The sequence below is a fragment of the Paraburkholderia largidicola genome, from assembly GCF_013426895.1.
GTDB classification, from domain to species: Bacteria; Pseudomonadota; Gammaproteobacteria; order Burkholderiales; family Burkholderiaceae; genus Paraburkholderia; species Paraburkholderia largidicola.
In genome coordinates, this window is sequence record NZ_AP023176.1 from 1,320,055 (window position 1) to 1,346,494 (window position 26,440).

The 26,440-nt window shown below is 64.1% G+C and carries 20 protein-coding genes; 7 read left to right on the forward strand and 13 right to left on the reverse strand.

From position 1 onward, the window contains the following. Positions 1-308 precede the first annotated feature (308 nt). The 3 genes from PPGU16_RS34660 to PPGU16_RS34670 form a co-directional block, all read right to left on the reverse strand. A complete protein-coding gene (locus PPGU16_RS34660) occupies positions 309-1,679 on the reverse strand; it encodes a GntT/GntP/DsdX family permease (RefSeq protein ID WP_180725363.1) in 1,371 nt (456 codons plus the stop codon). Positions 1,680-1,746: 67 nt separating this feature from the next. Further along, complete coding sequence (locus tag PPGU16_RS34665) at positions 1,747-2,865, reverse strand: porin (protein ID WP_180725364.1); 1,119 nt, start codon at positions 2,863-2,865, stop codon at positions 1,747-1,749. Positions 2,866-3,035: 170 nt separating this feature from the next. Next, positions 3,036-4,235 carry an aminotransferase class V-fold PLP-dependent enzyme gene (locus PPGU16_RS34670; RefSeq protein WP_180725365.1) on the reverse strand — a complete coding sequence of 400 codons (1,200 nt, stop codon included), beginning with the start codon at positions 4,233-4,235 and terminating at the stop codon, positions 3,036-3,038. 119 nt (positions 4,236-4,354) lie between these two features. Here PPGU16_RS34670 and PPGU16_RS34675 point away from each other — a divergent pair, with 119 nt between their 5' ends. Together PPGU16_RS34675 and PPGU16_RS34680 are read left to right on the forward strand one after the other, a co-directional pair. Continuing rightward, complete coding sequence (locus PPGU16_RS34675; protein ID WP_180725366.1) at positions 4,355-5,188, forward strand: IclR family transcriptional regulator; 834 nt, start codon at positions 4,355-4,357, stop codon at positions 5,186-5,188. A gap of 85 nt (positions 5,189-5,273) precedes the next feature. Then, complete coding sequence (locus tag PPGU16_RS34680; protein ID WP_180725367.1) at positions 5,274-5,735, forward strand: RidA family protein; 462 nt, start codon at positions 5,274-5,276, stop codon at positions 5,733-5,735. An 80-nt stretch (positions 5,736-5,815) separates the two neighbouring features. Here PPGU16_RS34680 and katG read toward each other — a convergent pair whose 3' ends face one another. Beyond that, a complete protein-coding gene (gene katG / locus PPGU16_RS34685) occupies positions 5,816-7,999 on the reverse strand; it encodes a catalase/peroxidase HPI (RefSeq protein WP_180725368.1) in 2,184 nt (727 codons plus the stop codon). 370 nt (positions 8,000-8,369) lie between these two features. Between katG and PPGU16_RS34690 the strand changes: the two genes are divergently transcribed. Both PPGU16_RS34690 and PPGU16_RS34695 read left to right on the forward strand, forming a co-directional pair. Beyond that, positions 8,370-9,662 (forward strand): autotransporter strand-loop-strand O-heptosyltransferase, encoded by a 1,293-nt coding sequence (locus PPGU16_RS34690; RefSeq protein ID WP_180725369.1) that lies wholly within the window; start codon positions 8,370-8,372, stop codon positions 9,660-9,662. A 159-nt stretch (positions 9,663-9,821) separates the two neighbouring features. Next, a complete protein-coding gene (locus tag PPGU16_RS34695) occupies positions 9,822-15,110 on the forward strand; it encodes an AIDA repeat-containing protein (protein ID WP_180725370.1) in 5,289 nt (1,762 codons plus the stop codon). A gap of 91 nt (positions 15,111-15,201) precedes the next feature. On the opposite strand, the gene PPGU16_RS34700 is transcribed toward PPGU16_RS34695, so the two are convergent. From PPGU16_RS34700 to PPGU16_RS34715, 4 genes are read right to left on the reverse strand one after another with little or no spacing between them, the layout of a single operon-like run. Continuing rightward, the gene (locus PPGU16_RS34700; RefSeq protein WP_180725371.1) at positions 15,202-16,035 is read right to left on the reverse strand and encodes an AraC family transcriptional regulator; all 834 of its coding nucleotides are present in this window, start codon (positions 16,033-16,035) and stop codon (positions 15,202-15,204) included. Then, positions 16,032-16,754, reverse strand: coding sequence for an NAD(P)H-dependent oxidoreductase (locus PPGU16_RS34705; protein WP_180725372.1), 723 nt, complete (start codon positions 16,752-16,754; stop codon positions 16,032-16,034). The genes PPGU16_RS34700 and PPGU16_RS34705 overlap by 4 nt, the downstream gene beginning before the upstream one ends. Further along, on the reverse strand, positions 16,747-17,481 hold the full coding sequence (locus tag PPGU16_RS34710; RefSeq protein WP_180725373.1) for an enoyl-CoA hydratase-related protein: 735 nt from the start codon (positions 17,479-17,481) through the stop codon (positions 16,747-16,749). Before PPGU16_RS34710 ends, PPGU16_RS34705 begins: the two co-directional genes overlap by 8 nt. Beyond that, a complete protein-coding gene (locus tag PPGU16_RS34715) occupies positions 17,478-17,930 on the reverse strand; it encodes a DUF2000 domain-containing protein (RefSeq protein ID WP_180725374.1) in 453 nt (150 codons plus the stop codon). The genes PPGU16_RS34710 and PPGU16_RS34715 overlap by 4 nt, the downstream gene beginning before the upstream one ends. Before the next feature lie 235 nt (positions 17,931-18,165). Here PPGU16_RS34715 and PPGU16_RS34720 point away from each other — a divergent pair, with 235 nt between their 5' ends. Together PPGU16_RS34720 and PPGU16_RS34725 are read left to right on the forward strand one after the other, a co-directional pair. Continuing rightward, complete coding sequence (locus PPGU16_RS34720) at positions 18,166-19,833, forward strand: GMC family oxidoreductase (protein WP_180725375.1); 1,668 nt, start codon at positions 18,166-18,168, stop codon at positions 19,831-19,833. Positions 19,834-19,911: 78 nt separating this feature from the next. Beyond that, the gene (locus PPGU16_RS34725; RefSeq protein WP_180725376.1) at positions 19,912-21,828 is read left to right on the forward strand and encodes an alkyl/aryl-sulfatase; all 1,917 of its coding nucleotides are present in this window, start codon (positions 19,912-19,914) and stop codon (positions 21,826-21,828) included. Here the strand turns inward: PPGU16_RS34725 and PPGU16_RS34730 are convergent. From PPGU16_RS34730 to PPGU16_RS34745, 4 genes are all read right to left on the reverse strand, one after another. Beyond that, on the reverse strand, positions 21,792-21,947 hold the full coding sequence (locus tag PPGU16_RS34730) for a hypothetical protein (RefSeq protein ID WP_180725377.1): 156 nt from the start codon (positions 21,945-21,947) through the stop codon (positions 21,792-21,794). The genes PPGU16_RS34725 and PPGU16_RS34730 overlap by 37 nt on opposite strands. Positions 21,948-22,091: 144 nt before the next feature. Further along, positions 22,092-22,499, reverse strand: coding sequence for a VOC family protein (locus PPGU16_RS34735; RefSeq protein ID WP_180727175.1), 408 nt, complete (start codon positions 22,497-22,499; stop codon positions 22,092-22,094). Positions 22,500-22,702: 203 nt separating this feature from the next. Then, positions 22,703-23,314 (reverse strand): TetR/AcrR family transcriptional regulator, encoded by a 612-nt coding sequence (locus PPGU16_RS34740; RefSeq protein ID WP_180725378.1) that lies wholly within the window; start codon positions 23,312-23,314, stop codon positions 22,703-22,705. A gap of 334 nt (positions 23,315-23,648) precedes the next feature. Next, the gene (locus tag PPGU16_RS34745; protein ID WP_180725379.1) at positions 23,649-24,677 is read right to left on the reverse strand and encodes a LysR family transcriptional regulator; all 1,029 of its coding nucleotides are present in this window, start codon (positions 24,675-24,677) and stop codon (positions 23,649-23,651) included. Positions 24,678-25,007: 330 nt separating this feature from the next. Between PPGU16_RS34745 and PPGU16_RS34750 the strand changes: the two genes are divergently transcribed. After that, on the forward strand, positions 25,008-25,511 hold the full coding sequence (locus PPGU16_RS34750) for an Ohr family peroxiredoxin (RefSeq protein WP_180725380.1): 504 nt from the start codon (positions 25,008-25,010) through the stop codon (positions 25,509-25,511). A gap of 54 nt (positions 25,512-25,565) precedes the next feature. Here the strand turns inward: PPGU16_RS34750 and PPGU16_RS34755 are convergent, their stop codons facing one another. Further along, entirely contained in the window at positions 25,566-26,399 is an 834-nt protein-coding gene (locus tag PPGU16_RS34755) for a shikimate dehydrogenase family protein (protein ID WP_180727176.1), read from the reverse strand. Positions 26,400-26,440 lie beyond the last annotated feature (41 nt).

Sequence of the window (26,440 nt, forward strand, 5' to 3'; positions counted from 1 at the left end):
TATTGACTCACGAGCAATAAATGCGCGGACGATTTATGCCCCATTAATATCGATTACTCGAAGCGCATTAATCTGGCCGGAACGTTTTATCGGAATGCAATGGGAATTGGCTTGCTCGATGAATTAACGAGTACCGTGGTTTTGGAGACAACCCGGCGTGAGATTCGCAGGGTGTCGGGAGGAAGCGCGAAGCAATGTGACGAGACAGACGTTCGACGCGTCGAACGCCGTCTTTCGGCTGGCAAGCAGGCGCTCGCCAGCCCTGGCGACTCATGAAGTCCGGGTAACGCCCGTCACCCGGCAAAAACTCACACCACGGACGCCACACCCATCGTCAACAGCAGCGCCGTGACGGAGATGATCGTTTCGCAGACCGTCCACGTCTTGAAGGTCTGCGGCACAGTCATGCCGAAGTACTCCTTCACGAGCCAGAAGCCGCCGTCGTTGACGTGCGACAGGATCAGCGAGCCCGCGCCCGTTGCCAGCACCAGCAATTCGGGGCGCACGCCCGTCGCCGTCGATGCAGCCGCTGCCGCGATCGGCGCGATGATGCCCGCTGCCGTCGCCATTGCGACCGTCGCCGAACCGGTTGCGACGCGAATCAGCGCGGCGACCAGCCAGGCGAGGATCAGCAGCGGCACGTGCGCGCCCGTCGCGACATCGACGATCGCCTTCGACGCGCCGCTGTCGATCAGAATGCGCCCGAAGCCCGCACCCGCGCCCACCACCAGCGTGATGCTCGCGGTCGGCGCAAGACACTCGTTGGTGAACTTCAGGATCTGCTCGCGCCCGAACCCGCGCGTCGTGCCGAACGTATAGAAGCTCAGCAGCACGGCAAGCAGCAGCGCCATGTCGGGATGGCCGATCAGATGCAGGACGTCGTTGGCCGTGGTCTTCGCGGGCACGATCAGATCGGCCCAGCTGCCGACCAGCATCAGCAGCACCGGCAACAGCACCGTCAACAGCGTGATGCCGAAGCCCGGCAACGCCTGGTTCGCACGCTTCGCGTCCTGCTCGATGAACTGTTGCGCCATCGGATTCACGCCTTCCAGCACCACGACACGTGCAATCAGTTTCGAAAACAGCGGACCGGCAATGGCCGCGGTCGGAATGCCGACGATCAGCGCGTAGAAAATCGTGTGACCGATATCCGCGCCATACGCGGTGACGGCCAGCAGCGCGGCCGGGTGCGGCGGAATCAGACCGTGCACGACGGAGAGCCCCGCGACCATCGGAATGCCGACGCGAATCATCGACGTGCCCGTGCGTTGCGCGACGTTGAACGCAATCGGGATCAGCAGCACGAAGCCCACTTCGAAGAACACGGGCAGGCCGACCAGAAACGCGATGCACATCATCGCCCAGTGCACGTTCTTCGGTCCGAACAGATCGATCAGCGTGCGCGCGATGCGCTCGGCGCCGCCCGACTCCGCCATCATCTTGCCGAGCATCGTGCCGAGGCCGACGACGATCGCGATATGCCCGAGCGTGCCGCCCACACCTGTTTCGAACGACTTGAGAATCGACGTCATCGGCATGCCGACGGCCAGCGCGAGCGCGACCGACACCACCATCAACGTGATGAACGGATTCAGTTTGAAGCGCGCGATCAGCACGACGAGTGCGACGATCGCGATCAATGCATAGAGAAGTAGCAGACTGCCGGTGACGGTCGCCATGTGTGCTCCTGATATGAGGGATCGGCAACAGGACGCCACACGCGGCGTCCTGTTGCCATGCCGGGCTTTAGAACTTGTGGCGGATGCCTGCCACGGTCACGAACTGGCCTTGATTGCTCGACGGATTCGAAATGCCTTCAACCCACGCATTCGCGCCCGACGCGCGCTGATAGATACCGTTCAGGTACAGATCGGTCGTCTTCGACAGGAAGTACTCGCCGCCCAGTGCGACCTGGTTGTAGTGCGCGTTCTTCGCCGACGCCGCCGTGCTGTTCTGCAGCGTGTAGATGTAGCCGAGCGTGACGAGCGTGGCAGGCGTCGCCTGGTACTTCAGCATCGCTTCGTAGTTCTGGAAGTGCAGGCTGCCGCCCGCGATGATGTCGAAGTGCGAGTTCGTGTACAGCAGCGCGAGCGTGGCCGGTCCGATCGTGTACGCACCGCCCGCGCCCCACACCTGGTTGCGCTTCACGTTGCTGATGATCGAGGTGCTCGTGCTGTAGTAGTTGTCCGAGGGCGCGGCGCCCGTCGTGTTGGTCGCCGGCTGGTTGGTGAGCGAGTACGCGGCGTCGAGGCGCAGCGGGCCGTTCACATAGTCGGCGCCGACGCTCCATGCGCGGTTGTTCGCGAAGTCGCCCGCCGTATTCGAGAATGCGTACATCGCGTTCGCGGTGAAGCCGGCGATGGTCGGCGTCGTGTACTTCACGGCATTGCTGGTGCGGTACGTGTTGTTCAGGTCGTCGTTGTCGTAGATCGCATTGCCGTACTGGCTCAGCGCGCCGACGCCGTTGGCCTGCAGGTTCGACAGATAGTCCTGCACGCTGTTGTACTGGCGGCCGAGCGTAATCGTGCCCGCCTTGCTGTTTTGCAGCGCGACCCATGCGCTGCGGCCGAACAGACGGCCGCCCTGGCCCGCTGCGCCCGTTTCCAGGCTGAAGCCGTTTTCGAGGCGGAACAGCACCTTGTTGCTGCCGCCGATATCTTCGCTGCCGAGCAGGCCCCAGCGCGAGCCCTGCACGTTGCCCTGCGTCGCCTGAATGTTGTGCTCGCCCTTCTGGTTGTTCGTGTACGTAAAGCCGGCATCGACGATGCCGTACAGCGTGACGCTGCTTTGCGCGTGGGCGGCTTGCATGCCCAGTCCGGCAACAGCGACTGCAATGGCTGAGCGGGCGATCTTCTTCTTATACATCGTGGTTTCCTCTGGTTGAAGTAAAAGCCAATGGATGGATGGCTGCCCCAATGACTTCAGGTATCCTAAACAGACGTGACGAAGCAGCACCTTCAAGAAGGTGCATCGGCCAATATGACCGTTAAAGCTGGCGGTGAATCAGTTCAGGGCGGCCGGTTTATCTGTCTCGTTCAATCCGGCCATGCGCGACGCGCCGCAATCCGGCGCGCGTCGCGTTTGTGAAACGGCGTGACAAGCGGTTCGGGCGACGCCAGCGCCCGGTCGAGCTCGCCCACGATCCGCGCAAGCACGACCTGCTCTTCGCCCGCGTGCAGGTTGCATGGATCGAGGTAAAAGAAATTCAGTTCGGCTTCGTGGTCGCGCACGATCACGGGCGCGTCGTCGCCTTGCGGACGCGCCAGCGCATCGGCGAGATCCCATGCGGTGATACGCGCCTGGTTCGGATCGATATGCAGCTTCAGGCGGTCGAGCGGATTGCCGGTCGGATCGGCCTCGATCTCCGCCCATACGCCCTGCTGACGGTTCAACGTCTCGCGCCACAGCGTCAGATAGCTGCGCTCCGTCGCGCGCACGGCGGCATGGTCGCGCGTGCGCCACTGTTCGAGCGCCGCAATGGCCCCGACGATGCCTTCCTTGCCGACCTTCATCCCGCGCCCGATACCGCCGTTCTGGAAATACGCGGCCCGCACCAGCGGCTTCTTCCCCGCGACGATGCCCGCCGTCAGTCCGCCCAGAAACTTGTGCGCCGAATACAGCGCGAGATCGGCGCCCGCGGCGATGAAGCGCGTCAGGTCGTACTCGGACGCGGCATCGACGATCACGGGCACGCCCTTCGCGTGCGCGACCTCGATGAATGCTTCGAGCGGGATCATGCCGTATTGCACGGTGTGATGCGAGACGACATACAATGCGGCCGCAGTGCGCTCGCCGATTGCCGATGCCAGCTGATAGTCATGCGCTTCCGTCGCCGCGCCGACGGGCACGATGCGCGCGCCCGCGAGCCGGATGGCCTGATCGACGGGTGCGCCATAATTGACGAGGTGGCCCGTCTGCACGACGACTTCGTTGCGCAGTCCGGTCGTGTCCGGCAGACGTTCGATCAAACCGAGGTCGTCGCCTGTCATGGCGGCGGCAATGCTCAACGTAATGGCTGCCGAGCAGGACGCCGTGACATAACCGCTTTCGCTGCCGCACGCCTGCGCGATCGCGGCCGAGGCCTTGCGCTGCAGATCGTCGATCTCGACGAACTGCGGCAGGATCTCCGCGACGCTGTCGATCACCGCTGCGCCGACGCTGGACGCGCCCAGGCCCGTCATCGTGCCCGAGACGTTGATGACGGGGCGTAAGCCTAATCGAGAGCGGATGTCCATTCCAGCGCCTCCGAAAGCATCATTCCTTAATTAAGGAATATATGTTGTAATTGTGGACGAGTCTAACATACAATGTCCTGGCGTCAACTGGACAAAAACATCCCCTATCCGAGGACTACATGGCACGACCGCCCCGTTCTACTGCGGCTGCTCAGACGCCGGCTGGCGTCGACGCGAGCCCGGCTGCCGAAGCCGCCGTGCCTCGCACGCGCACCAGCGCGCTCGACCGCGCGGTGCAGATTCTCGACGCGCTGCAGGAAGCCGGCAAACCGGCCACTGCGTATGAAATAGCGCATGTCCTGAACGCGCCGTTGTCGACGGTCTATTCGATCATCAACGACATGGTCGAGAAGAATCTGTTGTCGCGTGGACCCGATGGCGCAATCTGGCTCGGTTCGCGGCTCTATGGTTACGGGCTCTCGTATGCGGGTTCGCTCGACTATCTCGTCGTTGCCAACGAGGAAATGCAGCGGCTGTCGGCGGATGTCGAAGAGACCGTGCAGGTGTGCGGGCTGGAAGAAGGCATGATGGTCGTGCTGCAGATGGCCGAAGGCCCGGGTCACTTCCGCGTGACCTCGCGCGTGGGCAGCCGCGTGCCGGTGAACTGGACGGCGTCCGGGCGCCTGCTCGCGGGGCATCTGCCCGCCACCGAATGCACGGCGTTCTTCAGGCAGTACGCGCAGCCGTCGCCCACCGGCCGCGCCGAGACCCGTCCCGACGTGCTAGCTCATAACGCACGGCACGCGCTTGCGGAACGGCTGTCGATCCAGATCGGCGAATCGGATGCGTCGGTGGCGTGTCTCGCGGCACCCGTGATGAACCGTGAGGGCGCGTGCGTCTTCACGATTTCGATCGTGATGCCCGAGGCGAAAGCGGAGCAAGGCACCGAACGCTACGCACAGGCTGTGCAAAGCGTCGCGGCGCGCATCGAAACCCGCCTTGGCTGGCGCTGAGATCGACGCGCGCAGCACATCACGACACAACGCCGCGCGACGCATTGAACTTCCCTCACGAACCCTTTCGCTTTTCGACTTGCCGATGAACTGTTATGAGCGGCTGCGCGCGCGCGGCCTGACCCTTCCCACTGTGCCGACACCCATCGGCAACTTCATGCACTGCACACGCGAGGGTGGCCTGCTGTTCCTGTCCGGCCAGGGACCGCTCGATGAAACCGGCAAGCTGATGACGGGCAAAGTCGGCGCAACGGTCACAGCCGACGAAGCCTATCGGCACGCGCAACTCGTCGGCCTGAACCTGCTCGCCGTGTTGCATGCGGAACTGGGCGATCTGCAGCGCGTTCGGCGCGTGATCAAGCTGCTGGGCATGGTCAACGCAACGTCTGAATTCGCCGAGCATCCGCGCGTGATAAACGGCTGCTCGGACCTGTTCGTCGATGTATTCGGCGATGCCGGGCGTCACTCGCGTTCGGCTGTCGGCGTGGGCTCGCTGCCGAACAACATCACGGTGGAAATCGAGGCCATCGTAGCCGTGCGCGACTGAAGATAAAAAAAGCGGCCAGTCTTTCTTGACCGGCCGCCTTTGTCCGCATTTCAGGCAAGTTCATCACTTGCCCCGCAGCATCACGCCAGATCGAAGCGATCCAGGTTCATCACCTTGTTCCAGGCCGCAACGAAGTCATGCACGAACTTCTCCTGCGCATCCGTGCTGCCGTAGACTTCGGCCAACGCCCTGAGTTGCGCATGCGAGCCGAAAATCAGATCGACGCGCGTGCCCGTCCATTTGAGTTCTCCCGTCACGCGATCATGCCCGACGAACACGTCGCCGGCATCTGTCATTGGCTTCCACTCGGTGTCGATGTCGAGCAGATTCACGAAGAAGTCGTTGGTCAGCGATTGTGACCGCTGCGTGAAAACTCCATGCGGCGAGTGTCCGGCGTTGGCATCGAGCACGCGCATGCCGCCCACCAGCACCGTCATTTCGGGCGCGGTGAGCTTCAGCAGTTGCGCCTTGTCGATCAGCAACGCTTCAGCCGAAACCGCACATGGCCGCTGCAGATAATTTCGAAAACCGTCTGCGAGCGGTTCGAGTACGGCGAACGAGTGCACATCGGTTTGCTCCTGCGTGGCGTCGGTGCGCCCCGGCGTAAACGGCACAGTCACGTCATGGCCCGCGTTTCTCGCCGCCTGTTCGACGCCTGCACACCCGGCCAGTACGATCAGATCCGCGAGCGACACCTTCTTCCCGTCCGATCTTCCGTCGTTGAATGCCTGTTGCACGGATTCGAGCGTCTTCAACACTTCCGACAACTGCGCCGCCTGATTCACCTCCCACGCGTTTTGCGGCGCGAGACGGATGCGCGCGCCATTCGCGCCGCCACGCTTGTCCGAGCCGCGAAACGTCGATGCCGATGCCCACGCAGTCGACACGAGTTGTGAAACGCTCAACCCCGTCGCCAGAATCCGGTCTTTGAGCGTATCGATATCGTGCGCGTCGACGAGCGGATGATCGACGGCAGGCACCGGGTCTTGCCAGATGAAGGTTTCTTTCGGCACATCGGCACCGAGATAGCGCGAACGCGGCCCCATGTCGCGGTGAGTGAGCTTGAACCACGCGCGCGCGAAAGCATCGGCGAACGCGTCGGGGTTTTCGTAAAAGCGGCGCGAGATCTTCTCGTAGTTCGCGTCGAAGCGCAGCGCGAGATCCGTGGTCAGCAGCGACGGCGAACGGCGCTTCGAGGGATCGTGCGGATCGGGCACGCTGCCCGCCCCCGCGCCGCCCTTCGGCGTCCACTGATGCGCACCAGCGGGACTCTTCGTCAGTTCCCATTCGTAGCCGAAGAGGTTCTCGAAGAAGTTGCTGCTCCACTGCGTCGGCGTCGTCGTCCAGATCACTTCGAGTCCGCTCGTCGACGCATCGTCGCCCTTGCCCGTGCGGTAGCGATTCTTCCAGCCGAGTCCCTGCTCTTCGATGCCCGCGGCTTCCGGCTCGCGCCCGAGTTCCGACGACGGACCGGCGCCGTGCGTCTTGCCCGTCGTATGACCGCCCGCGATCAGCGCGACCGTCTCTTCATCGTCCATCGCCATGCGCGAAAACGTCTCGCGGATGTCTCTCACGGCCGCAGCCGGATCGGGATTGCCGTTCGGCCCTTCGGGATTCACGTAGATCAGGCCCATCTGCACGGCGGCGAGCGGTTGTTCGAGCTGACGGTCGCCCGAATAGCGCGTGTCGTCGCCCAGCCAGGTGCGCTCGGCGCCCCAATAGATGTCCTCGTCCGGTTCCCATGCGTCCTCGCGGCCGCCCGCGAAGCCGATGATCTTGAAGCCCATCGACTCCAGCGCGACTGTGCCCGTCAAGACGATCAGATCGGCCCATGAAATCTTCCGGCCATATTTCTGCTTGATCGGCCAGATCAGCCGGCGTGCCTTGTCGAGATTGACGTTGTCGGGCCAGCTATTGAGCGGCGCGAAACGCTGCTGCCCCGAACCCGCGCCGCCACGGCCATCGCCTGTCCGGTAGGTGCCCGCGCTGTGCCAGGCCATGCGCACGAACAGCGGTCCGTAGTGACCAAAATCCGCTGGCCACCAGTCCTGCGAAACCGTCATCAGCGCGCGCAGGTCGCGCTTGACCGCTTCGAGATCGAGGCTCCTGAATGCTTCTGCGTAGTTAAAGCGCTTGTCCATCGGATCGGACAAGGACGAGTGCTGGTGAAGGATCTTCAGGTTCAGCTGATCGGGCCACCAGTCATGGTTCGACGTGCCGCTAGCGGCGGTATGGTCGAACGGACACTTCTTTTCAATCGACATGCCATCACTCCTTTGCTCGGGCATCGCCGAGCTTAAGAGGAATGCGCTCGCGTCGATTCCTCAAAACATGTGTCTGCTTCCAAATTGCACGAAAAGAGAAGTCGTAAGCGCCAGTTGCACGGATTGCACAATGACAAACCGCAATTAAAGTTTCCCGGCGCGTCTGCCGATATCAACGCGGTCAATAAAAAGATCGTGAAGCCAAAAACACTTCATGACCAGCATCGGCAGCGGCAAAGGTCTTTTCCAGTATTTGGGCAATCGTGTGTGGTCCACCTTGTGGCTTCACGAGACGAGACTGGAACAAAGCGCGAGCGTACTGTCGACCGGATAGCTGGAGTCCCCGTGTTGTTTAACTTTCATTTCGAATATGTCGACAGCAGTGACGCAGTCATGCACGGTGAAAGAAAGCGCCCATAGCGCTCCAGCCGGCTCGAACAACAACGACACGGCCGTCCCCCAAACGACGCCTCCGAGCGGCGAGCCCGTTCAAAGACCGTCGGCTGTGCCGACCCAGCAAGGTCCCGCCGGTATCCGTTTCGACTTCAACGATGGCTGCCGCGTCACGCTCCCCGCAGGCGACGGCGAATGGCGCGTGCTGCTGCGCGATACGGCGACGGCAAATCCCCTGTTCGAAACGCAACTCGCGGCGGGCGCGGTTGCCAGCAGCAAGAAGTATTACGTGCCGTTCGAAATCGAAGTCTGGTCGCAAGGCAAGGAAGTGTTCCGGCATCGGCTCGACCTGACCGATCGCAACGTGCTCGTGCATCTGCCCGTCGGCACGCTTGGCGACACGCTGGGCTGGTTTCCCTATGTGGCGAAGTTCGAGCAACAGCATCGCTGCCGCTTGACGTGCGTGATGGGCGAAGCACTGATCGCGCTGTTCAGGGACGCCTACCCGTCGATCACCTTCGTCACGCCCGACGCCGTCAATCCCGACGACTACTACGCGACCTACAACATCGGCCTCTTCTTCACCGACGATGCGAACGTGCACCAGCCCTGCGATTTCAGGCTGGTCGGCCTGCATCGTACGGCTGCCTATATTCTCGGCGTCGATCCGCAAGAGGAGCGTCCGCGGATCACGTTGCCCGACGCGAGCCGCCCGATTGCCGAGAAGTACGTCTGCATCGCAACCCAAAGCACCACGCAGTGCAAGTACTGGAACAACCCCACCGGCTGGCGCGAGATCGTGCAATTTCTCAAGCAGCGTGGTTACCGCGTGATCTGCATCGATCAGAAAGCGACGCACGGTAACGGCGTCGTATGGAATCACCTTCCCTATGGCTGCGAGGATTTCACCGGCGATCAACCGCTTGCCGAACGCGCGCGCTGGCTCAGGCATGCGGAGCTTTTTGTCGGCTTGAGCAGCGGCCTCTCATGGCTCGCATGGGCGATGAATACGCCTGTCGTGATGATCAGCGGCTTCACGCATCCCACCAACGAATTCGACACGCCGTATCGCGTCATCAACTATCACACGTGCAACAGCTGCTGGAACGACGTGCGCGTGCAGTTCGATCATCAGGACTTCATGTGGTGTCCGCGTCATGCAGGCACAGCGCGGCAATTCGAATGCACGCGGCTCATTACGGCCGAACAGGTCAAGCACACCATCAGCCGGATTCCGGCGTTTCATGCACAGGCAGTGGCAGCTGCCTGAATGTCGTCACGTCGTCGAGTGGCATTCCCGCAGCGAGAAGCTGAGGGCGAAGCACCCGTAACACCACAAGAACCAAAAACAGAAATATAAGCAGTACCCGTAGCACGACAAACAACAAAAGAAGTGCAGTAGTGAATACAGGGAAATTCGGGGAACACAATGACAAGAATGACGTGGCGTCGCGTGCACGCTGTGCACGTCGTGCGCGCTTTCGGCCGGCGCTACCGCCGATGTTCGCGCCTGCTCGGCATGCTGCTCGCAGCGCTGACGATCCAGCCGTGGCTCACACAAGGCGCACTCGCACAGACGACGGTTGCCGCCGGCGACACCGAAACGGGAGCGACGATCGGCGGCACGGAGAACGTGCTCGGCAAGACAGTCAACGATAGCGTGACGCTGGGCGGCTTGCAGAACGTGTTGTCGGGCGGCGTCACCAGCAACACGAACGTCGGCACGGGCGGCACGCAGGCCGTCTTGTCGGGCGGCGTGGCGCAGAGCACGAGTGTCGCTGCGGGCGGACTCATGCAGGTGTCGTCGGGCGGCGTTGCACGTGGCGCGACCATCAGCGGCGGCAGCGATATCGTCGACGCGGGCGGCACGACGAGCGGCACCACGCTGCTAGGCGGTGCGTCCGAAGTCGTCTCGTCCGGAGGCGAAGCAAGTGGCACGGTCGTGAGCGGCTCGTCGATGCAGACCGTCGCGGGCGGCGGTATCGCGAGCGGCACGACGGTACGCAGCCTGGGGACGGTGACCGTGTCGTCGGGTGGTGTCGTGCGTGGAGCGACGGTCAGCGCCGGCGGGCAGATCATCGTATCCGCAGGCGGCAGCGCGACGCGCACGACGGTCTCGTCGGGCGGCATCGACTCGGTCATGGGCACGGACCTCTCGGCCACCATCAGCAGCGGCGCGTCGCAGAACGTGTTGTCGGGCGGAACGGCGAGCGCGACGACGGTGCTCGGCGGCGGCCAGAGCATTGTCAGCAGCGGCGGTTCGGCGGTGGGCACCATCCTCAGCGGCGGCACGCTCACCGTTTCGGCGGGCGGCCATGCGACGGCTACGACGATCAACGCGGGCAGCATCGAAAACGTTGCGGGCATCGACACGTCGGCAACGGTCGGCGCGGGCGGCAGATTGATCGTGTCGTCCGGCGGCGTTGCGAGTGCGACGAACGTCAACAACGGCGGCCAGGCGAGCGTCGGCAGCGGCGGCTCGATCGTGAGCGCCGTCGTGAGCGGCGGCGCGCTGACGGTTTCCTCGGGCGGCTCGGCGGTATCGACGACGCTCTCCGCAGGCGGCACCGAGAACGTTCAGGGCACCGACAGCGCGGCGAATATTCGCGGTGGCGGCACGCAGAACGTGCTGGGCGGCGGTGTCGCGACGAGCGCGACCGTCAGCAACGGCGGACGGCAAACGGTATCGGCGGGCGGCACGGCGAGCAACACGACCGTACTCAACGGCAGCACGATCACAGTGTCCGGCGGCGCGACCGCGACGGGAATCGTGCAATCGAGCGGCGCGGCGCTCATCACCGACACGTCGGCCACTGTCAGCGGCGTCAACGCCGACGGCAACACCTTCTCGATTTCAAGCGGCGCCGCGAACAACGTCCTGCTCGAAAACGGCGGCACGCTGACGGTGCTGACTGGCAATTCGGCAACCAATACGCACATCGTCAATCAAGGTTCTGTTGTGGTCGTCGCGGGCGCGTCGGCCACGACCACCACGGTCGGCAACGGCGGCACCTTGACGGTGTCGTCCGGCGGCGCCGCGACGAACGTCACGCAGCAGGCGGGCGCGGCGCTCGTCACGAATACGTCGGCAACGGTCACTGGCACCAACACCGCGAACGGCACCACCAACGCGTTCTCGATTTCCAACGGTGTCGCGCAAAACGTATTTCTCGAAGGCGGCGGCTCGCTGAGCGTGCTGGGCGGCACCACGGCGAGCGGCACGCAGATCGGCAATCGCGGCAGCGCGACCGTGCAAGGCGGCGGCGAAGCGGACAACACGACGGTCAGCAACGGCGGGCAATTGCTCGTGTCGTCGGGCGGCGTCGCGGACGGCGCGACGGTGAACAACGGCAGCCGGCTGATCGTGTCGGGCGGCGGCACGGCCGTCAATGTCACGCAGAGCGCGGGTGCGGCGCTCATCACCGATACGTCGGCGACCGTGAGCGGCAGCAACGCGAGCGGCGCGTTCAGCATCGTCGGCGGCCAGGCGCAAAACGTGATCGTCGAGAACGGCGGGCAACTGTCCGTGCTGGCGGGCGATACGGCGACCCAGACCACGGCCGGCAGCGGCGGCCTCGTGATCGTCTCGGCGGGCGGCACGACGATCGACACGTCGGTCAACAGCGGCGGCGCGCAAACCGTGCTGACGAACGGCACCGCATCGGCGACCACGGTGTCGAGCGGCGGCAGGCTCACTGTGTCGTCGGGCGGAACAGCGGTCGGCGTCACGCAATCGGCGGGCGCCGCGCTGATCACCAACACGTCCGCGACGGTGATCGGCAACAACGAAAATGGCGCATTCACGATCCTCTCCGGCACCGCGCAGAACGTGATCGTCGAAAACGGCGGCGCGCTGACGGTGCTCGCGGGCAACACCGCGATCAACACATCGGTTGGCAGCGGCGGCATCGACACGGTGTTGGCGGGCGGCACGGCAAGCGGTTCGTTCGTGACCTCGGGCGGCTCCGAAGTCGTGTCGGCGGGCGGCACCACGGTCGGCACGACAGTGACGTCCAACGGTTCGCAGACGGTGTTCGGCACCGCGTCGGGCACGACGGCGATCGCGGGTGGCAATGTGATCGTCAGCGGCGGCGGCAGGACGAGCGGCACGGTCGTCAGCAGCGGCGGACGGGAACTCGTATCGTCGGGCGGCACGGCTCAAGGGACGCAGGTCGTGTCCGGCGGCACGCAGGACGTCGCGGGCGGCACCACCAGCAACACGCAGGTGAGCAGCGGCGGGCAGCAGGTCGTGTCGTCGGGTGGCGTCACGCGCGGCACGGTGGTGAGCAGCGGCGGCACGCAGGCGGTTCTGGCAGGCGGCACGGTGAGCGGCACGCAGGTCAGCGGCGGCACGCAACTGGTTTCGTCGGGCGGTGTTGCGACGGGAACGTCCGTCGGCAGCGGCGGATCGAGCATCGTGACGTCGGGCGGCACGGCGAGCGGCACGATCGTGACAAGCGGCGGTTCGTCGATCGTGAGTTCCGGCGGGACCGCGAGCGGCACCGTCGTGAGCAGCGGCGGCAGCGAGGTGGTGTCGGGCGGGACGACGGTCGGCACATCGGTCGGCAGCGGCGGCCAGCAGACGGTGACGGGCGGAGGCAAGACCAGCGGCACGACGGTGGCCTCGGGCGGTTCGCAAACGGTCAGTTCGGGTGGCATCACGTCCGGTACGACAGTCGCCTCGGGCGGCACGCAAACGGTCGGCGCGGGCGGTGTGACGTCCGGGACGTCGGTCGCTTCGGGCGGCTCGCAGACAGTCAGCTCGGGCGGCGTGACGAACGGCACATCGGTCGCATCGGGCGGCATGCAGACGGTCGGCTCGGGTGGCGTGACGAACGGCACATCGGTCGCATCGGGCGGCATGCAGACGGTCGGCTCGGGCGGCGTGACGTCAGGCACGATGGTGGCGTCGGGCGGCACGCAGGACGTGCTGTCGGGCGGCACCGCGAACGGCTCGATCGTCGCAAGCGGCGGCACGCAGACGGTGTCGAGCGGCGCGAGCGTGAGCGGCACGCAGGTGCTGAGCGGCGGCACGCAACATCTGTTCGGATCACTGACGAATCCCGTCGTGTCCGCGGGTGGCACGCTGACGATCGGCCAGGGCACAGCGGCGGGCGAACTGGTCGGCAACACCGTCAACGACGGTCTGCTGGTCTTCAACCGGCCGGACGCAATCACGTACACGGGCAATGTCACGGGCGCGGGCCGCATCGAACAGCAAGGCACGGGGACCGTCGTGCTGAACGGCGACAGTCATCTGTTCACGGGCGCGACCGAGGTGATGACGGGCACGCTGGCCGTCGGCGATATCGACAACCCCGGCGCGCAACTGGGCGGCGACGTCATCGTCGATGCGCCAGGCACGCTGCGCGGGCATGGTTCGATCGCGGGCAGCGTGACGAACAACGGCGTCGTGATGCCGGGCGGTTCCATCGGCACGCTGACGGTCGGCGGGAACTATACGCAGGCCAGCAGCGCCACGCTCGCGATCGAAGTGAGCCCGACCTCGGGTTCGCAACTGCGCGTCGGCGGCGCGGCGACGCTCAATGGCGGACTGCGGATCGTCTACGACCCGGGCACCTATCAGGCAACGCGATACGCAATCGTGACCGCAAACGCGGGCGTGAATGGACGCTTCACGAATGTATCGAGCACGCTCGCCAGCGGCGCGAACCTCGGCGCGTTACAGCAATCCGTCGAATATGCCGCGAACGAAGTCGATCTGGTGCTGAGCGGACTCGGGCAGCAACCGCCCGCCGACAGCGCACCGACGGGCGTGACGATCGTCGCGCCCACCGACACGAGCATTTACACCGCGCTCGGCACGACGCTCGCGCTGTCCGCGCAGGCGACCAACGCCGCGCTGCTCGAACGCGTGGCGCTGGCGGGCTACGAGATGGTCGGCAAATCGGTGTGGGTGAACGCGACGGGTTCGCAGACGAAGGTGCACGGCACGGGCAGCGCGCCGGGCTTCGAAGCGCGCAACTATGGCTTCATCGCCGGTCTCGACAATCGGGCCGGCGCGTCCACGGTCGGCGTCGCGGGCAGCTACAACCACAACGACATCAGCGAGGACGGTATGGGCGACTCCGGCACGACGGATTCGCTGCGCGCGGCGCTGTACGGCACGAGAACGTTCGGCCCCGTCGATGTCTCCGCGACGGTTGGCGCGGGCATCGATTTTCTGTCGCAGAAGCGGCCTTTCGGCACCCTGGGCACGGCCGAAGGCGATCACGTGGGACAGGAAGCGTCGGCGGCGGCGCAGGCGGCGTTGCCGCTCGCAATCGGCGGCGTCAAGGTGACGCCGCGCATCGGCATGCGCTTCTCGTATCTGCACGCCAACGGCTTCAGCGAAAGCGGCGCGAATGGCCAGGATCTGACGGTCGGAACAGACAACGTGCGCAGCCTGCAACCCTACGCGCAGATTTCGTTCGACAAGGACTTCGGCAATCAGCTACGGCCGATGAACCTCGAACTGCGGGTCGGATATGCGCGCGAGTTGCTCGGCACCGGGCGCACCGTGACGGTCGGCGCGCAGGACGGCACGCTGTTCGCCGCGACGGGCACCACGTTGCCGCGCGACCAGCTGACGGCGGGCGTCAGCCTCGGCATGCAGCCGACGAAAGCGTTGCGCGTGTCGATCGACTATGACGCACTGATCGCGACGGGGCATGCGTCCGCGCAGGCGGCGCATCTGCAGGTGGGTTATCGGTTCTGAGCGCGTGAAGCTGTGCGGCGACTCGCGGGCGGCATGCTTCGGTATGCCGCCGCCGACCATGCCCTGCCCGCTCGCGTGCGTGTTTCGCCGATCATGAAAACGCCGCCTGATAGACCTTCGGCGTCACGCCCGTTTGCTGCTTGAACACGCGCGTGAAGTGCGACTGGTCGGCGAATCCGGTTCGTGCGCCGACTTCCGCGATCGGCCGGCCGGAACGCAGCATCGGCATCGCGTGGCGCACGCGTTCCTGCTGCTGGAACGCATGCGGACTCAATCCGGCTTCGCGCTCGAATGCGCGCAGCAGCACGAACGGCGTCACGTTGAACTCACTGGCGAGCGTCGACAATGTGACGCGCGCGTGCAGGTCTTCGCACAGACGGTTCTTCACCGCGCGAACCAGCGCAGGCTCTCTGCGGACGACAGGAAGACCGGCAGCGCGTGCCGCATGCCGCGCATGCAGACCGACGACCGCGCAAGCCAGCGCCTCACTGCGCTTGAATGGATCGTCGTCCACTTCGGAACACCAGTTCACGCCGTAAAGGTAGCGCGACACTTCCGCGTCGGCGATAAAGGGACTCGTCACTTCGAACCGTTCGCGTCGAGGGATGCCAAGCCGCTCGCAATAAGCAGCGAGCGCCGCGGGCTGCACGTGTTCCACTCGCATTTTCCAGTGACCATCGCCGGCGGCTACGCCTGCATGCACCACATCCGCATCGATGACGATCACGTCGCCGCGACGGCACAGGCGCCGCTCCTGCCGCACCTCGACCGCGAGCGTGCCGCCCGTGATCACTGCGAGGCAATGCGTGTCGTGCGTATGCGGCGGATACCGGTGACCGACGAACTGCCCCTTGAGCATGACGGCGTCCATCACGTCGGGCGCGCGCCAGAGCTTGACGGAAGGCGTCGGCAGTGTGGCTTTCATCGCAAGGCGGCCTGTGGAAGCGGACGAAAAACATCATCATAGTCCTCCAGCCGGGGCATCGTCATGACCGGCTGCCCGTCGATCCCGTCGACGAAATCGCCCCAGCGCGCGAGCGTAGCCGCCCGCTCGGCTGGCGAGCAGTAAGGAACATGCCACGCGAAGAACGGTTCGAGCACCTCGTAGCCGACATAGCCGAGCGTGCCCTGCAACAGATGACGCAGCATGCCGTGCACGAGTTCGCCATGAATACCTTGCGCGCCGAACATGTGCTCGCGTCCGCCCAGCGTGACGCCGATCGCGGCGCGCTTGCCCGCCATGCCACCACGACCGTAGATGCGCTTGCCGCCGTACATCGCGCCCGACAGGAAGCATCGGTCGATCCAGCCCTTGATGAGCGCCGGCACCGAGAACCAGTAGAGCGGGAACACCAGCAGCAGGACGTCGCTGGCCATCAGCGCATCGACTTCGCGCCGGATGTCGGGCGCGACCGTGTCGTGTTCGAGCGCATGGCGCTGCTCCAACGCGTAGACGAGGTAGTCCTGCCTGGCGCGTTCCGTGAAATCGCTCGCGCGGACGACGGGATCGAAGTCGAGCGCATAGAGATCGGAAAAGCTCACGTTGTCGCCGCGCGACGTCAGGCGGCTGCGCGCGTCATGCGCCATCGCCGTGCAGAAGGAATGCGGCTCCGGGTGGGCGTGGACGATATGGACTCTACGCATGAGGGATCGACCTCCATGAAACAGCGGGAATATAGGCGTTGAGATACGCAAGCTCGCTGTCGATCGCCTGCGCCGCCGACCGTGTGATGCCTTCGCGCAACAGGCGCCGCGTGGCCTGAAGCGCGCTCGGCGGCTTCGAGGCGAGGCGCGTGGCGTAGTCGAGCGCCGCTTCGCGTACCTCGGCGTCACGCACCACGCGCGACACGAAACCACATTGCAAGGCTTCCGCCGCGCCGACCGGCCGACCGCTCATCAACCAGTCGCGCGCCACCAGATCGCCGACCCGGCGGGCCAGCAAGGCCGTCGCGCCCGCTTCGGGGACGATCCCGAGATCGGCGAAGGGAAAGCGGAACATCGCGCTTTCGCCGGCGACCACCCAGTCGGCATGCAGCAGCATCGTCGCGCCGAAGCCGACGGCCGCGCCGTTGACGGCGGCGACGAGCGGCTTGGGCTGTTCGGCAAAAGCGTTGATGCAACGTGTGACTGCGCCGTCGGTGGTCTGCGGCCACAGCGAGCCGAATGCCGCCGTATCGTGGCCTGCGCAGAAGCAATCGCTGGTTCCATGCAGCAGCACGCAATGGACGCGCACATCGCCCTGTGCCAGCCGCAGCGCGTTCGCGAGCGCATCGAACATCGTGCCGTTGAGCGCGTTGCGCTTGTCCGGGCGGTCGATGCCGATGGACCAGATTTGCCCGTCCAGTTCGGATGTGAGGTTGGCGATCATCATGCGAACAGCGCAAAGCCGCCGACCAGTTTGCCGATCCTGTTCCTCGGGCCGACCAGGCCGATTGCGAGGTACTGCAGTGCGGGGCCGGACAGCGCGTTGACGGCATCGAGGAAGGCGCCGTAGTCGGTCGTGGCCTGCCCTTGCACGGGGAAATCCACCACGTCGCAGTGCGCCAGCGATTTCTGCCGAAGCTCGCTCAACTGCTGCGTCGTGGCCTTGAGCACGGGAATGCCGATGGGGATCAGACCGGGATGCGCGGTGCCGTCGCTCTCCCGCAATGGCGCGCCGACCAGATGGCTGTGGCGCTGCCCCAGCGTGAATGCGACGACGGCTGCCGCGTTCGACGCCTTGCCCGGCGCCAGCGCTTCATCCACGACGATGACGCAGCGCTCCGGCTTGCGTGCGGCTTCCGTATCGATCAATGACTGTGCTTCTGCTTGCAAGGACACTTCCCTTCTCCTGATGAACAAAGCCTGGAGAAATGCTAGGGAAAGTCCGATCGAAAGTATTGGACGATTTTGCAGGACGTCGCTTGAGCACGGGCAAGCCGATCCAACGATATCCCGCCCCCTACCCGATTCGGGTAGTCCCGCCGTTCCGATGCTGCCTCTATCGTCGTACCGCATACACCCTGGAGACAGGGACGGCGCGCGCGCCTCCCGCAAAACAAAAAGGAATTCACCGATGACCCGGTCCGCCTCACCGCCTGTTTCGGGCGAATACGACTATCTCGTGATCGGCGCCGGCTCCGCCGGCTGCGCCGTCGCAGGACGTCTGTCGGACGATCCGACGGTCAGCGTCGCCGTACTCGAAAACGGCGGCCCCGACGACCATTACCTGATCTGGACACCCGTCGGTCTCGCTAAAACCGTCGTCAAGCCCGGTCCGTACAACTACGGCTACTACACCGAGCCGCAGCCGGAACTGGATGGCCGCCGCAGCTACCAGCCGCGTGGACGCGTGCTCGGCGGCTCGTCGTCGCTCAACGGCATGGTGTATATCCGGGGCCATCGCAAGGATTACGACGACTGGGCCGCGCAAGGCTGCACAGGATGGCGCTACGACGACGTCCTGCCGTACTTCAAGCGCAGCGAAAACAACACGCGCTTTGCCGGCACGGCCAACCCGTGGCATGGAACGGACGGCCCCCTGTACGTCAACGACCTTCGTTCGCCCAACCCGTTTTGCCAGTACTTCCTGGACGCTGCGCAGCAGGCCGGCCACGCACTGAACGACGACTTCAACGGCGCCGAACAGGAAGGCTTCGGCTACTACCAGGTGACCCAGCACAACGGCGAACGCTGGAACGCCGCGCGTGCCTATCTGCATCGCGGCAAGACCGTCGACGGGCGATACAACGGCGGCCGCCATAACCTGCATGTGCTGACGGGGACGCAGGCGCTGCGGCTCGTGTTCGAAGGTCGGCGCGCGGTGGGCGTGGTGGTCTCGCGTGACGGCGTCGAACAGACCTTGCGCGCCCGACGCGAAGTGATCGTGAGCGGCGGCGTATTCAATTCGCCGCAACTGCTGCTCGCGTCAGGCATCGGGCCGGCGAAGCATCTGCAGGACATGGGCGTCGAAGTCCGGCACGATCTTCCCGGTGTCGGCGAGAACCTGCAGGATCATCTGGACATCGTGATCAACACGCAGCTGGACAGCACGGATCTGTTCGGCGCCACACTGCGTGGCGGCTTGCGCCTGTTGAAGGAAATCCGCCGCTACCGGCGCCAACGTGCCGGCATGCTGACATCGAACTTCGTCGAAGCGGGCGCGTTCGTGAAGAGCCGGCCCGAACTCGATCGGCCCGACCTCAATCTCGTCTTCACGGTGGCGCTGATCGGCAATCGCAACATGGGCAGCCGGCGCAAGCTGGGGCATGGCTACTCGGGGCATATCTGCGTGCTGCGACCCGAGAGCCGCGGTGTGGTTCGTCTGCGGTCGCCAGACATGCGCGACGCGCCGCTGATCGATACGCGCCTGATGAGCGCGCCGCGCGACATGGAAACGCTGATCGCCGGTATCCGCATCATGCGCGACGTGATGAACCAGCCGGCCATGAAAGATCTCGGCGGGCGCGAGATGAAAAGCGAAAGCTTCGCGAGCGAGGAAAGCTTGCGCGCCTTCGTGCGCGCCCACGCCGATTGTCTGTATCACCCGGTCGGCACCTGCCGGATGGGCGCGTCCAGCGATCCGCTTGCCGTCGTCGACAGCGAACTGCGCGTGAGAGGCATCGAGCGGTTGCGTGTCGTCGATTGCTCGATCATGCCCACGCTGATCGGCGGCAATACGAACGCGCCCGCCATGATGATCGGCGAAAAGGCGGCGGACATGATTCGCGCCGCCGCGCGCTGATTCGAAACACCAACAACCCGGATTCAGCGTCCGCGAGTCTTGAGATCGCGGCCGCAACCTGTCGAACAGGAGCATCTGATGTCCCACCACACGCCGTATCAATCATTGCCCGCTTCCGCCGCCACCGTATCCATGCAAGAACGTGCGCTGCGTGAATTGCCGCCCGACGATCCCCTTGAAGAGGCCGACGCGCGACGCGGTTTCATCGGCTCGATTCCCGATGCGGAGATTCGCGGCGCGTACGATCAACTGGTCTGGAGCCTCGCTGACTACCGTTTTCTCGAAGAGGAACACGCGCCCGCCACAGCGCATCCCGCGCTGTGGCGTCATGCGCGATTGAACATGCTGCATGGGCTGTTCAGGGTGACGGAACGCATCTACCAGGTGAGAGGCTTCGACGTCTCGAACATCACGTTCATCGAGGGCGACAGCGGGCTGATCGTGATCGATCCGCTGACCTGCAAGGAGACAGCCGCCGCCGCGCTCGATCTGTATTTTGCGCATCGCCCGAAGCGACCCGTCGTCGCTGTGATTTACAGTCACAGTCATGCCGATCATTTCGGCGGCGTGCGCGGCGTCGTCAACGAGCAGGATGTGATCGCAGGCAAGACAGCGATCATTGCGCCAGTGGGATTCATGGAAGAGGCGGTCTCGGAGAACGTGATGGCGGGCACGGCTATGGCACGCCGTGCGCAGTTCCAGTTCGGCCACACGCTCGCGCGCAATGCCTGTTGCCAGATCGACGCGGGCATGGGCAAAACCATTCCACGCGGGACGATCACGCTGATCACGCCGACGCAACTGATCAGGGAGATGTCGGAGACGCACGTGATCGACGGCGTCGAGATCGTGTTTCAGTTGACGCCCGAAAGCGAAGCGCCCGCCGAGATGCATTTCTACTTTCCGCAGGAACGCGCACTCAATCTCGCGGAGAATGGGACGCGCTCGTTGCACAATCTGTGTCCGCTGCGCGGCGCGCAGGTGCGCAACGCGCAATTGTGGTCGCGCTACCTCGGCGAATCGCTCGACCGCTACGGACGCGACGCCGAAGTCGTGTTCGCGCAGCACAACTGGCCGACGTGGGGCAATAAGCGAATCGTCCACTACCTGGAAGCGCAACGGGATCTCTACAAGTTCCTGCACGATCAGACCGTACGGCTCATGAATCACGGGCTGAACGCCGTCGAAATCGCCGAGCAGATCCAGCTGCCCGACGCGTTGCTCAACACGTGGCATACGCGCGGCTACTACGGCACCGTCTCGCATAACGTGAAGGCGATTTACCAGCACTATCTGAGCTGGTACGACGGCAATCCGAGTCATCTGCATGCGCTGCCGCCAGAAGCCTCGGCGCCTCGTTACGTCGAGTACATGGGCGGCGCCGATGCGATTCTCGAACGCGCCCGCGCCGACTTCGAAAAAGGCGAGTACCGGTGGGTCGCGCAAGTGATGAATCATCTGGTGTTCGCCCAACCGCGCTTACGCGAGGCGCGCGAACTCGGCGCGGCCGCGCTGGAGCAGATGGGATATCAGGCGGAGTCCGCGACGTGGCGTAACGCGTTCCTGCTCGGCGCGCGCGAATTGCGCGAGGGGCGCGGCGAGGCTTCGACGCAGTTCGGCAACCGCAGCCGCGACATGGTGTGCGCGATAACGGAAGAAATGTTCTTCGACTATCTTGCGGTCAGGGTCGATGGTTTGAAGGCGCAGCATCTGAAGATGCAGATCGACTGGCAATTCACCGATCTTCGCAGACAGTTCACGCTGAATCTGCACCATGGCGCGTTGACGTGGTCATCGTGCGTGCGTGGGGAAGGCACCGATCTGCACATTTCGATGTCGAGGCAGACGCTGAATCGCATTCTCTGCGGCGAGACGGGTTTCAAGGATGCTGTCGCGGCACGTGAGATTCAACTGGAAGGCGATGTTGCGCTGTTCCGCGCGCTGCTCGAAACGCTCGATCAGTTCAACGGCGATTTCAATATCGTCGAGCCGTAGTCCGTCTGGTCCGATACCACGACCGCCTTGCCCTGCTCTTTCGCAAGCTTCGCCGGCAAGGCGATCATGACGAGATAGATGCGCACGAGCACGCCCGCAAACCACAGTGAGACAGGCATCCCCGCATGCCGAATAGATCGCCGATCGATCGCTCTCACTGAAGTTGCCTGACGGGATACAACTAGTTCACCCAATTCGCATCAATAAATCCGGATGCCTAATCATAAAGATCATTCAGATCCCTTTTTATGATCGGGCCATTCTCAGTTGTCGAACGTGCCGCGATATTCAGGCGCGGCGTCACAGCGCGTGTTCAATTCGAACATCACTCCGCCCGGCGCGCGACAGAAGAAGCGTGAACCCCGGCCATTGTTGAAAATGTCGGTCTCCATCTGCACGCCGTCCGCCTTGAAACGCTCATACAACGCGCGAACGTCATCGAAGTCCGGCAACTCGAAGCCGACATGAAAGTTCTTCGGCCATGCCGGGACATCGTCGCTGGCGTGATCGATCACGACGTCATAGCCGGGACGCTTCAGGATGTACGATTTCTCCCACGTTCCCGCGATCGTGAAGCCCAGGTACTGTTCGAAGAACTTCGCGGTCGCGGCGGTATCGGCGGAAGGAAAGCTCAGGTGGTTGAGCTTCATGCTTTGGGTAAGGTCATTCATCATCGGTCTCTCTTACTGAGCAGTGGCCCTATGCCACGTCTGCCCGAGGACCTCAGAATAAAAGCAGAGGCTCACATCCAACAACTCGCATTGCGCGCACCCGCCGATGCACGCGAAACCCGCCTGCGCAAAGGCCTTTCAGCCGATACCCGACCACGGACGGCAATCCGTTTGCTCACATTCGCGCATGTTTCGCCGTGCATTCAGGGCGCGCCCGTCATCGACAGATAGCCGAATACAGCCGCCCGCACGCGATATTCGAGGTTCTCGATATCGGTCTCGCCTCGCTCGCCAGCCGCATCGACGATGCCCCGCACGATCGCGAACAGGTCGCCTGCCGCGACCTCGGGATGTGCATGCCGGGGAATCGCGCGCTTGATGACCTCGGTGGTCATCTGTTCGAGTTCCGGCTTGGCCAGTTCGTCGCGCAATGCGGGCCGACCCTCTTCGATATCGAGCAGTCGCGCCAGGCGCGGACGCTGCAGTTGCTGGCGCACGGCCGCGCCGATCAGATGCTCCAGCCCGGCCTTGCCGCTGCGCTTCGTGAGCGCGACGGCGATGTCCTCATGAAAACGCTGCATCTCGCGACGGATCAGCGCGACAGTCAACGCGTCCTTGCCCGGAAAGTACTGATAGAGCGAGCCGATGCTGACGCCGGCCCGCGCGGCCACTGCATTCGTGTTGAATCCGTCGAATCCTTCCGCTTCCAGAATCTGCGCAGCGGCCTCGATGATCGCTGCGACTGTCTCTTCCGAGCGCGGCTGGCTCGGCGTCTTTCGGGGCCGCAAGCGCTTTTGCGGTAACCGCTCGTTCATTCGTGTCGTCCTTGTGGAGTCTCGTGCCCGTCAAAGCCGTGCAACGAAACCTATTCTACGGGCCACGGGACGACGCAAAGAAAACACACATCAGAGCGCGCCGCTGAGCGAAACGGCGATGGCAAGTCCGATATTGACGGCGACCAGCACGATCCAGCCGGTCAACGCCCATAGAGGTGCGATACGAAGCATGATGCCCTCCACCCAGGTATCGACGGCGCGTCGATATGACTGAATGGTAGGAGCCGCGCTTCCGCGCCGGTAGATACACGCGGGAACACTCACCGTTTCCACGTTCGCACCAATGCGCACCCGGCAGGCGACATTCAGCGCATCACGCCTGACGCTCGCTCTCCCGTGAGTCGATATAGAAATCGTCGAGGCAAAGCAGATTCAGCGCCCGGATATGCTCGGTCATGAAATCGATGAACACGCGGATGCGCGAAGGCAGATGCTGTCGGCAGAGGTAGCAGATGTAGTGTCCCCGATCGTCGGGTACATGCCGCCTCAAGGCCATCACGAGTTCATTGCGCGCGAGATGATCGGCTACCTGATAGCCCGGCAGTTGCGCGATGCCGCGCCCTTCGAGCACCGCGCGCAATACCAGGTCCGCGTCGTTGAAGGTCAATCTGGCCGTCGGCAGGAACTTGCGCATATGGCCGTCGACCTTGAACTCCCATTCGTAGACGCGCCCGCCCGAGAACCTGAGGTTGATGCACTCGTGTTGCGCGAGGTCTTCGAGCGTCGTGGGCAAGCCATGTTGTTCGGCGTAGAGACGCGACGCGCACAGCACCATCTGCATCGGCACCAGCTGCTTCGCAATGATGCTGGAGTCCTCGATACAACCGTCGCGAAACGCCACGTCGATCTGCTCGGCGGCGAAATCCGCGGGCTTGTCGTCGAGAATCAGATCGACGGCGATATCGGGGTACGCCTCGCAGAACTGCGCCAGCAACGGCCCCACGACCTTGCGCCCGAAGCCCACGTTCGAGCCGATGCGAAGCACGCCGCGCGGCGGACCGAGGCGCAGATCGAGCATGTCGTTCATGGCGTCGACGATATGCGTCACGCCCTGATTGCAGTTCTCGAAGAAACGCTCGCCCTCGCTGGTCAGATGCGTGGATCTCGTCGTGCGCAGAAATAGCCGGGTACTGAGTTGCGATTCAAGCTTCTGAACATTGCGGCTGACAGCCGAGCGCCCGATTCCCAGGCGCTCGCCCGCTTTCGCGAAGCTGCCTTCCGTGGCGACCGCCATGAAGGCGATGATTCCCGCGTAGCTGGTCGAAAAGCAGGTGGACAGCGCGTCGGCCGGGTTGGGCAGGCCAACGCGAAAAGCATGTAGCGATGCATCCGATTGATCCATCGACGGTTCCCACATTCTGGCGTGTGAGCGGAAGTAATCTGGCAAGCCTGCTGAAAGGAGAGGGGCCAGCTTTCGGCTAGCTTTCCCAGTGTAGGACACATCGAAGAGATGTGGAACCGCTTCCCGCGCCGCGGTATTTCGACTGAACAAAAAACGCGCCGCGGATTGGCGCCATTCTGGAAACACCGTGAGTCCCTGAACGACGCTACTGCGACATGTTTCCGTCACTTATCATGGGGCCGGGTTCACTGTCGCCTGGTCTGAAAGGGAGAAGGCCTGGCAAGGGCCATCGATCGCATCGAGGTTCAACGCCAGGCCTGAGAACACATCATGCAAAAGAAACAGAAACTGGAAGCGCCCCCGCTTTCGCTGCTCGACCGGTATCGCGGCCGGGAATTCGAGGCGCTCTACACGACGTCCGTCACCGTCTCCGGCGGCGAGACGGGACATGGCCGCGCATCCGGCGTGGCCCGCTCGGCCGACGGCAACCTCGATGTGCAGTTGCGCTTGCCCACGGAACTCGGCGGTCCCGGCGACGGAACCAATCCCGAGCAACTGTTCGCCGCGGGCTTTGCGGGCTGCTTTCACGGCGCGCTCAATCTGCTCGGCAAGCGCGCAAAGATGGAACTCAACGACATTGCCGTCGACGTGCAGGTCGCCTTCGGCCGCGATCCGATGGATGGCGGCTACGCCCTCGTCATCGATGTGCGGGTGCGGATACCGGGCGTCGGCCGTGCAGCGGCGGAAGAACTGGTGCGCAATGCGGAGCGTTTGTGTCCGTACGCGAAGATGGCCCGACAGGGGACGGTCAATATCGTGGCCGTGGTGGATTGAGCGCGGACGGTCAGGCTAGTCCGCGCTGACCGGCATCACCACCGACGCAGCGGCTCAGTAGGCGATGGTCGCCGCGCTGCGCAACTCGTCGGGTGTCGCCGTGCCGAAGCCGAAGAACTCCAGATAGGCGGGAATCATCTCGAACAGCATGTCGGTGCCGACCTGCACTTCACAGCCCTTCTCGCGCGCGGCGCGCAGGAACGGCGTGTACTCCGACTTCATCACGACTTCGCCGACAAAGCACGTGGGCGAGATACGCGCGACATCGAAGGGCAGCGGATCGCCCTCCTTCATGCCAAGCGGTGTCGCGTTCACGACGACGTCGTAGCCGTCGGGATCTTTCGAGCCAGTGCGGACCGTCAGTGCCGGGTAGTGCTCGCGCAGACGCTGCCCGAGCCCTTCGGCGGATTCATTGCGCGCGTCGTACAACGCAAGCTCGCCGACGCCCGCCGCCGCCAGCGAAGCCGCGATCGCCGAGCCGACGCCGCCCGAGCCCGAGATCAGCACGCGCGCGCCCTTCAGCTGCCGCCCCTTGCGCAGCACGCCGCGCACGAAGCCCGCGCCGTCGAACTGATCGCCGAGCAGCGTGCCGTCCGGGCGCTTGAGCACCGCGTTGCAGGCGCCCGCGATACGCACGGCGGGCGTGACCTCATCCACCAGTCCGACCGTCGTCACCTTGTGCGGCATCGTGATGAGCGCCCCGCGCAGATTGGTGAAGCGGAAGATCGACTTGAAGCTCTGCTCGTAATCTTCCGCCTTGACGCCCATCGGCACGACGACGGCGTCGATACCTTTCTGCTCGAACCATGGGTTGTAGATCATCGGCGACTTGAAGCTTTCGGTCGGAAAACCGATGTGCGCGACGAGGGTGGTCTTTCCGGAAATCATGGTCAAGTGTTCTCTCAGGCGTCGGGTGGCTTCGGCGTGCG

Coding starts and splice junctions, on each gene's coding strand:
- PPGU16_RS34695 (WP_180725370.1), top strand. CDS start 9,822: ATGACAAGAATGACGTGGCGTCGCGTGCACGCTGTGCACGTCGTGCGC.
- PPGU16_RS34680 (WP_180725367.1), top strand. CDS start 5,274: ATGAACTGTTATGAGCGGCTGCGCGCGCGCGGCCTGACCCTTCCCACT.
- PPGU16_RS34730 (WP_180725377.1), bottom strand. CDS start 21,947: ATGCCTGTCTCACTGTGGTTTGCGGGCGTGCTCGTGCGCATCTATCTC.
- PPGU16_RS34675 (WP_180725366.1), top strand. CDS start 4,355: ATGGCACGACCGCCCCGTTCTACTGCGGCTGCTCAGACGCCGGCTGGC.
- PPGU16_RS34690 (WP_180725369.1), top strand. CDS start 8,370: ATGTCGACAGCAGTGACGCAGTCATGCACGGTGAAAGAAAGCGCCCAT.
- PPGU16_RS34665 (WP_180725364.1), bottom strand. CDS start 2,865: ATGTATAAGAAGAAGATCGCCCGCTCAGCCATTGCAGTCGCTGTTGCC.
- PPGU16_RS34725 (WP_180725376.1), top strand. CDS start 19,912: ATGTCCCACCACACGCCGTATCAATCATTGCCCGCTTCCGCCGCCACC.
- PPGU16_RS34745 (WP_180725379.1), bottom strand. CDS start 24,677: ATGGATCAATCGGATGCATCGCTACATGCTTTTCGCGTTGGCCTGCCC.
- katG (WP_180725368.1), bottom strand. CDS start 7,999: ATGTCGATTGAAAAGAAGTGTCCGTTCGACCATACCGCCGCTAGCGGC.
- PPGU16_RS34710 (WP_180725373.1), bottom strand. CDS start 17,481: ATGATGATCGCCAACCTCACATCCGAACTGGACGGGCAAATCTGGTCC.
- PPGU16_RS34660 (WP_180725363.1), bottom strand. CDS start 1,679: ATGGCGACCGTCACCGGCAGTCTGCTACTTCTCTATGCATTGATCGCG.
- PPGU16_RS34705 (WP_180725372.1), bottom strand. CDS start 16,754: ATGCGTAGAGTCCATATCGTCCACGCCCACCCGGAGCCGCATTCCTTC.
- PPGU16_RS34720 (WP_180725375.1), top strand. CDS start 18,166: ATGACCCGGTCCGCCTCACCGCCTGTTTCGGGCGAATACGACTATCTC.
- PPGU16_RS34670 (WP_180725365.1), bottom strand. CDS start 4,235: ATGGACATCCGCTCTCGATTAGGCTTACGCCCCGTCATCAACGTCTCG.
- PPGU16_RS34755 (WP_180727176.1), bottom strand. CDS start 26,399: ATGATTTCCGGAAAGACCACCCTCGTCGCGCACATCGGTTTTCCGACC.
- PPGU16_RS34740 (WP_180725378.1), bottom strand. CDS start 23,314: ATGAACGAGCGGTTACCGCAAAAGCGCTTGCGGCCCCGAAAGACGCCG.
- PPGU16_RS34700 (WP_180725371.1), bottom strand. CDS start 16,035: ATGAAAGCCACACTGCCGACGCCTTCCGTCAAGCTCTGGCGCGCGCCC.
- PPGU16_RS34750 (WP_180725380.1), top strand. CDS start 25,008: ATGCAAAAGAAACAGAAACTGGAAGCGCCCCCGCTTTCGCTGCTCGAC.
- PPGU16_RS34735 (WP_180727175.1), bottom strand. CDS start 22,499: ATGAATGACCTTACCCAAAGCATGAAGCTCAACCACCTGAGCTTTCCT.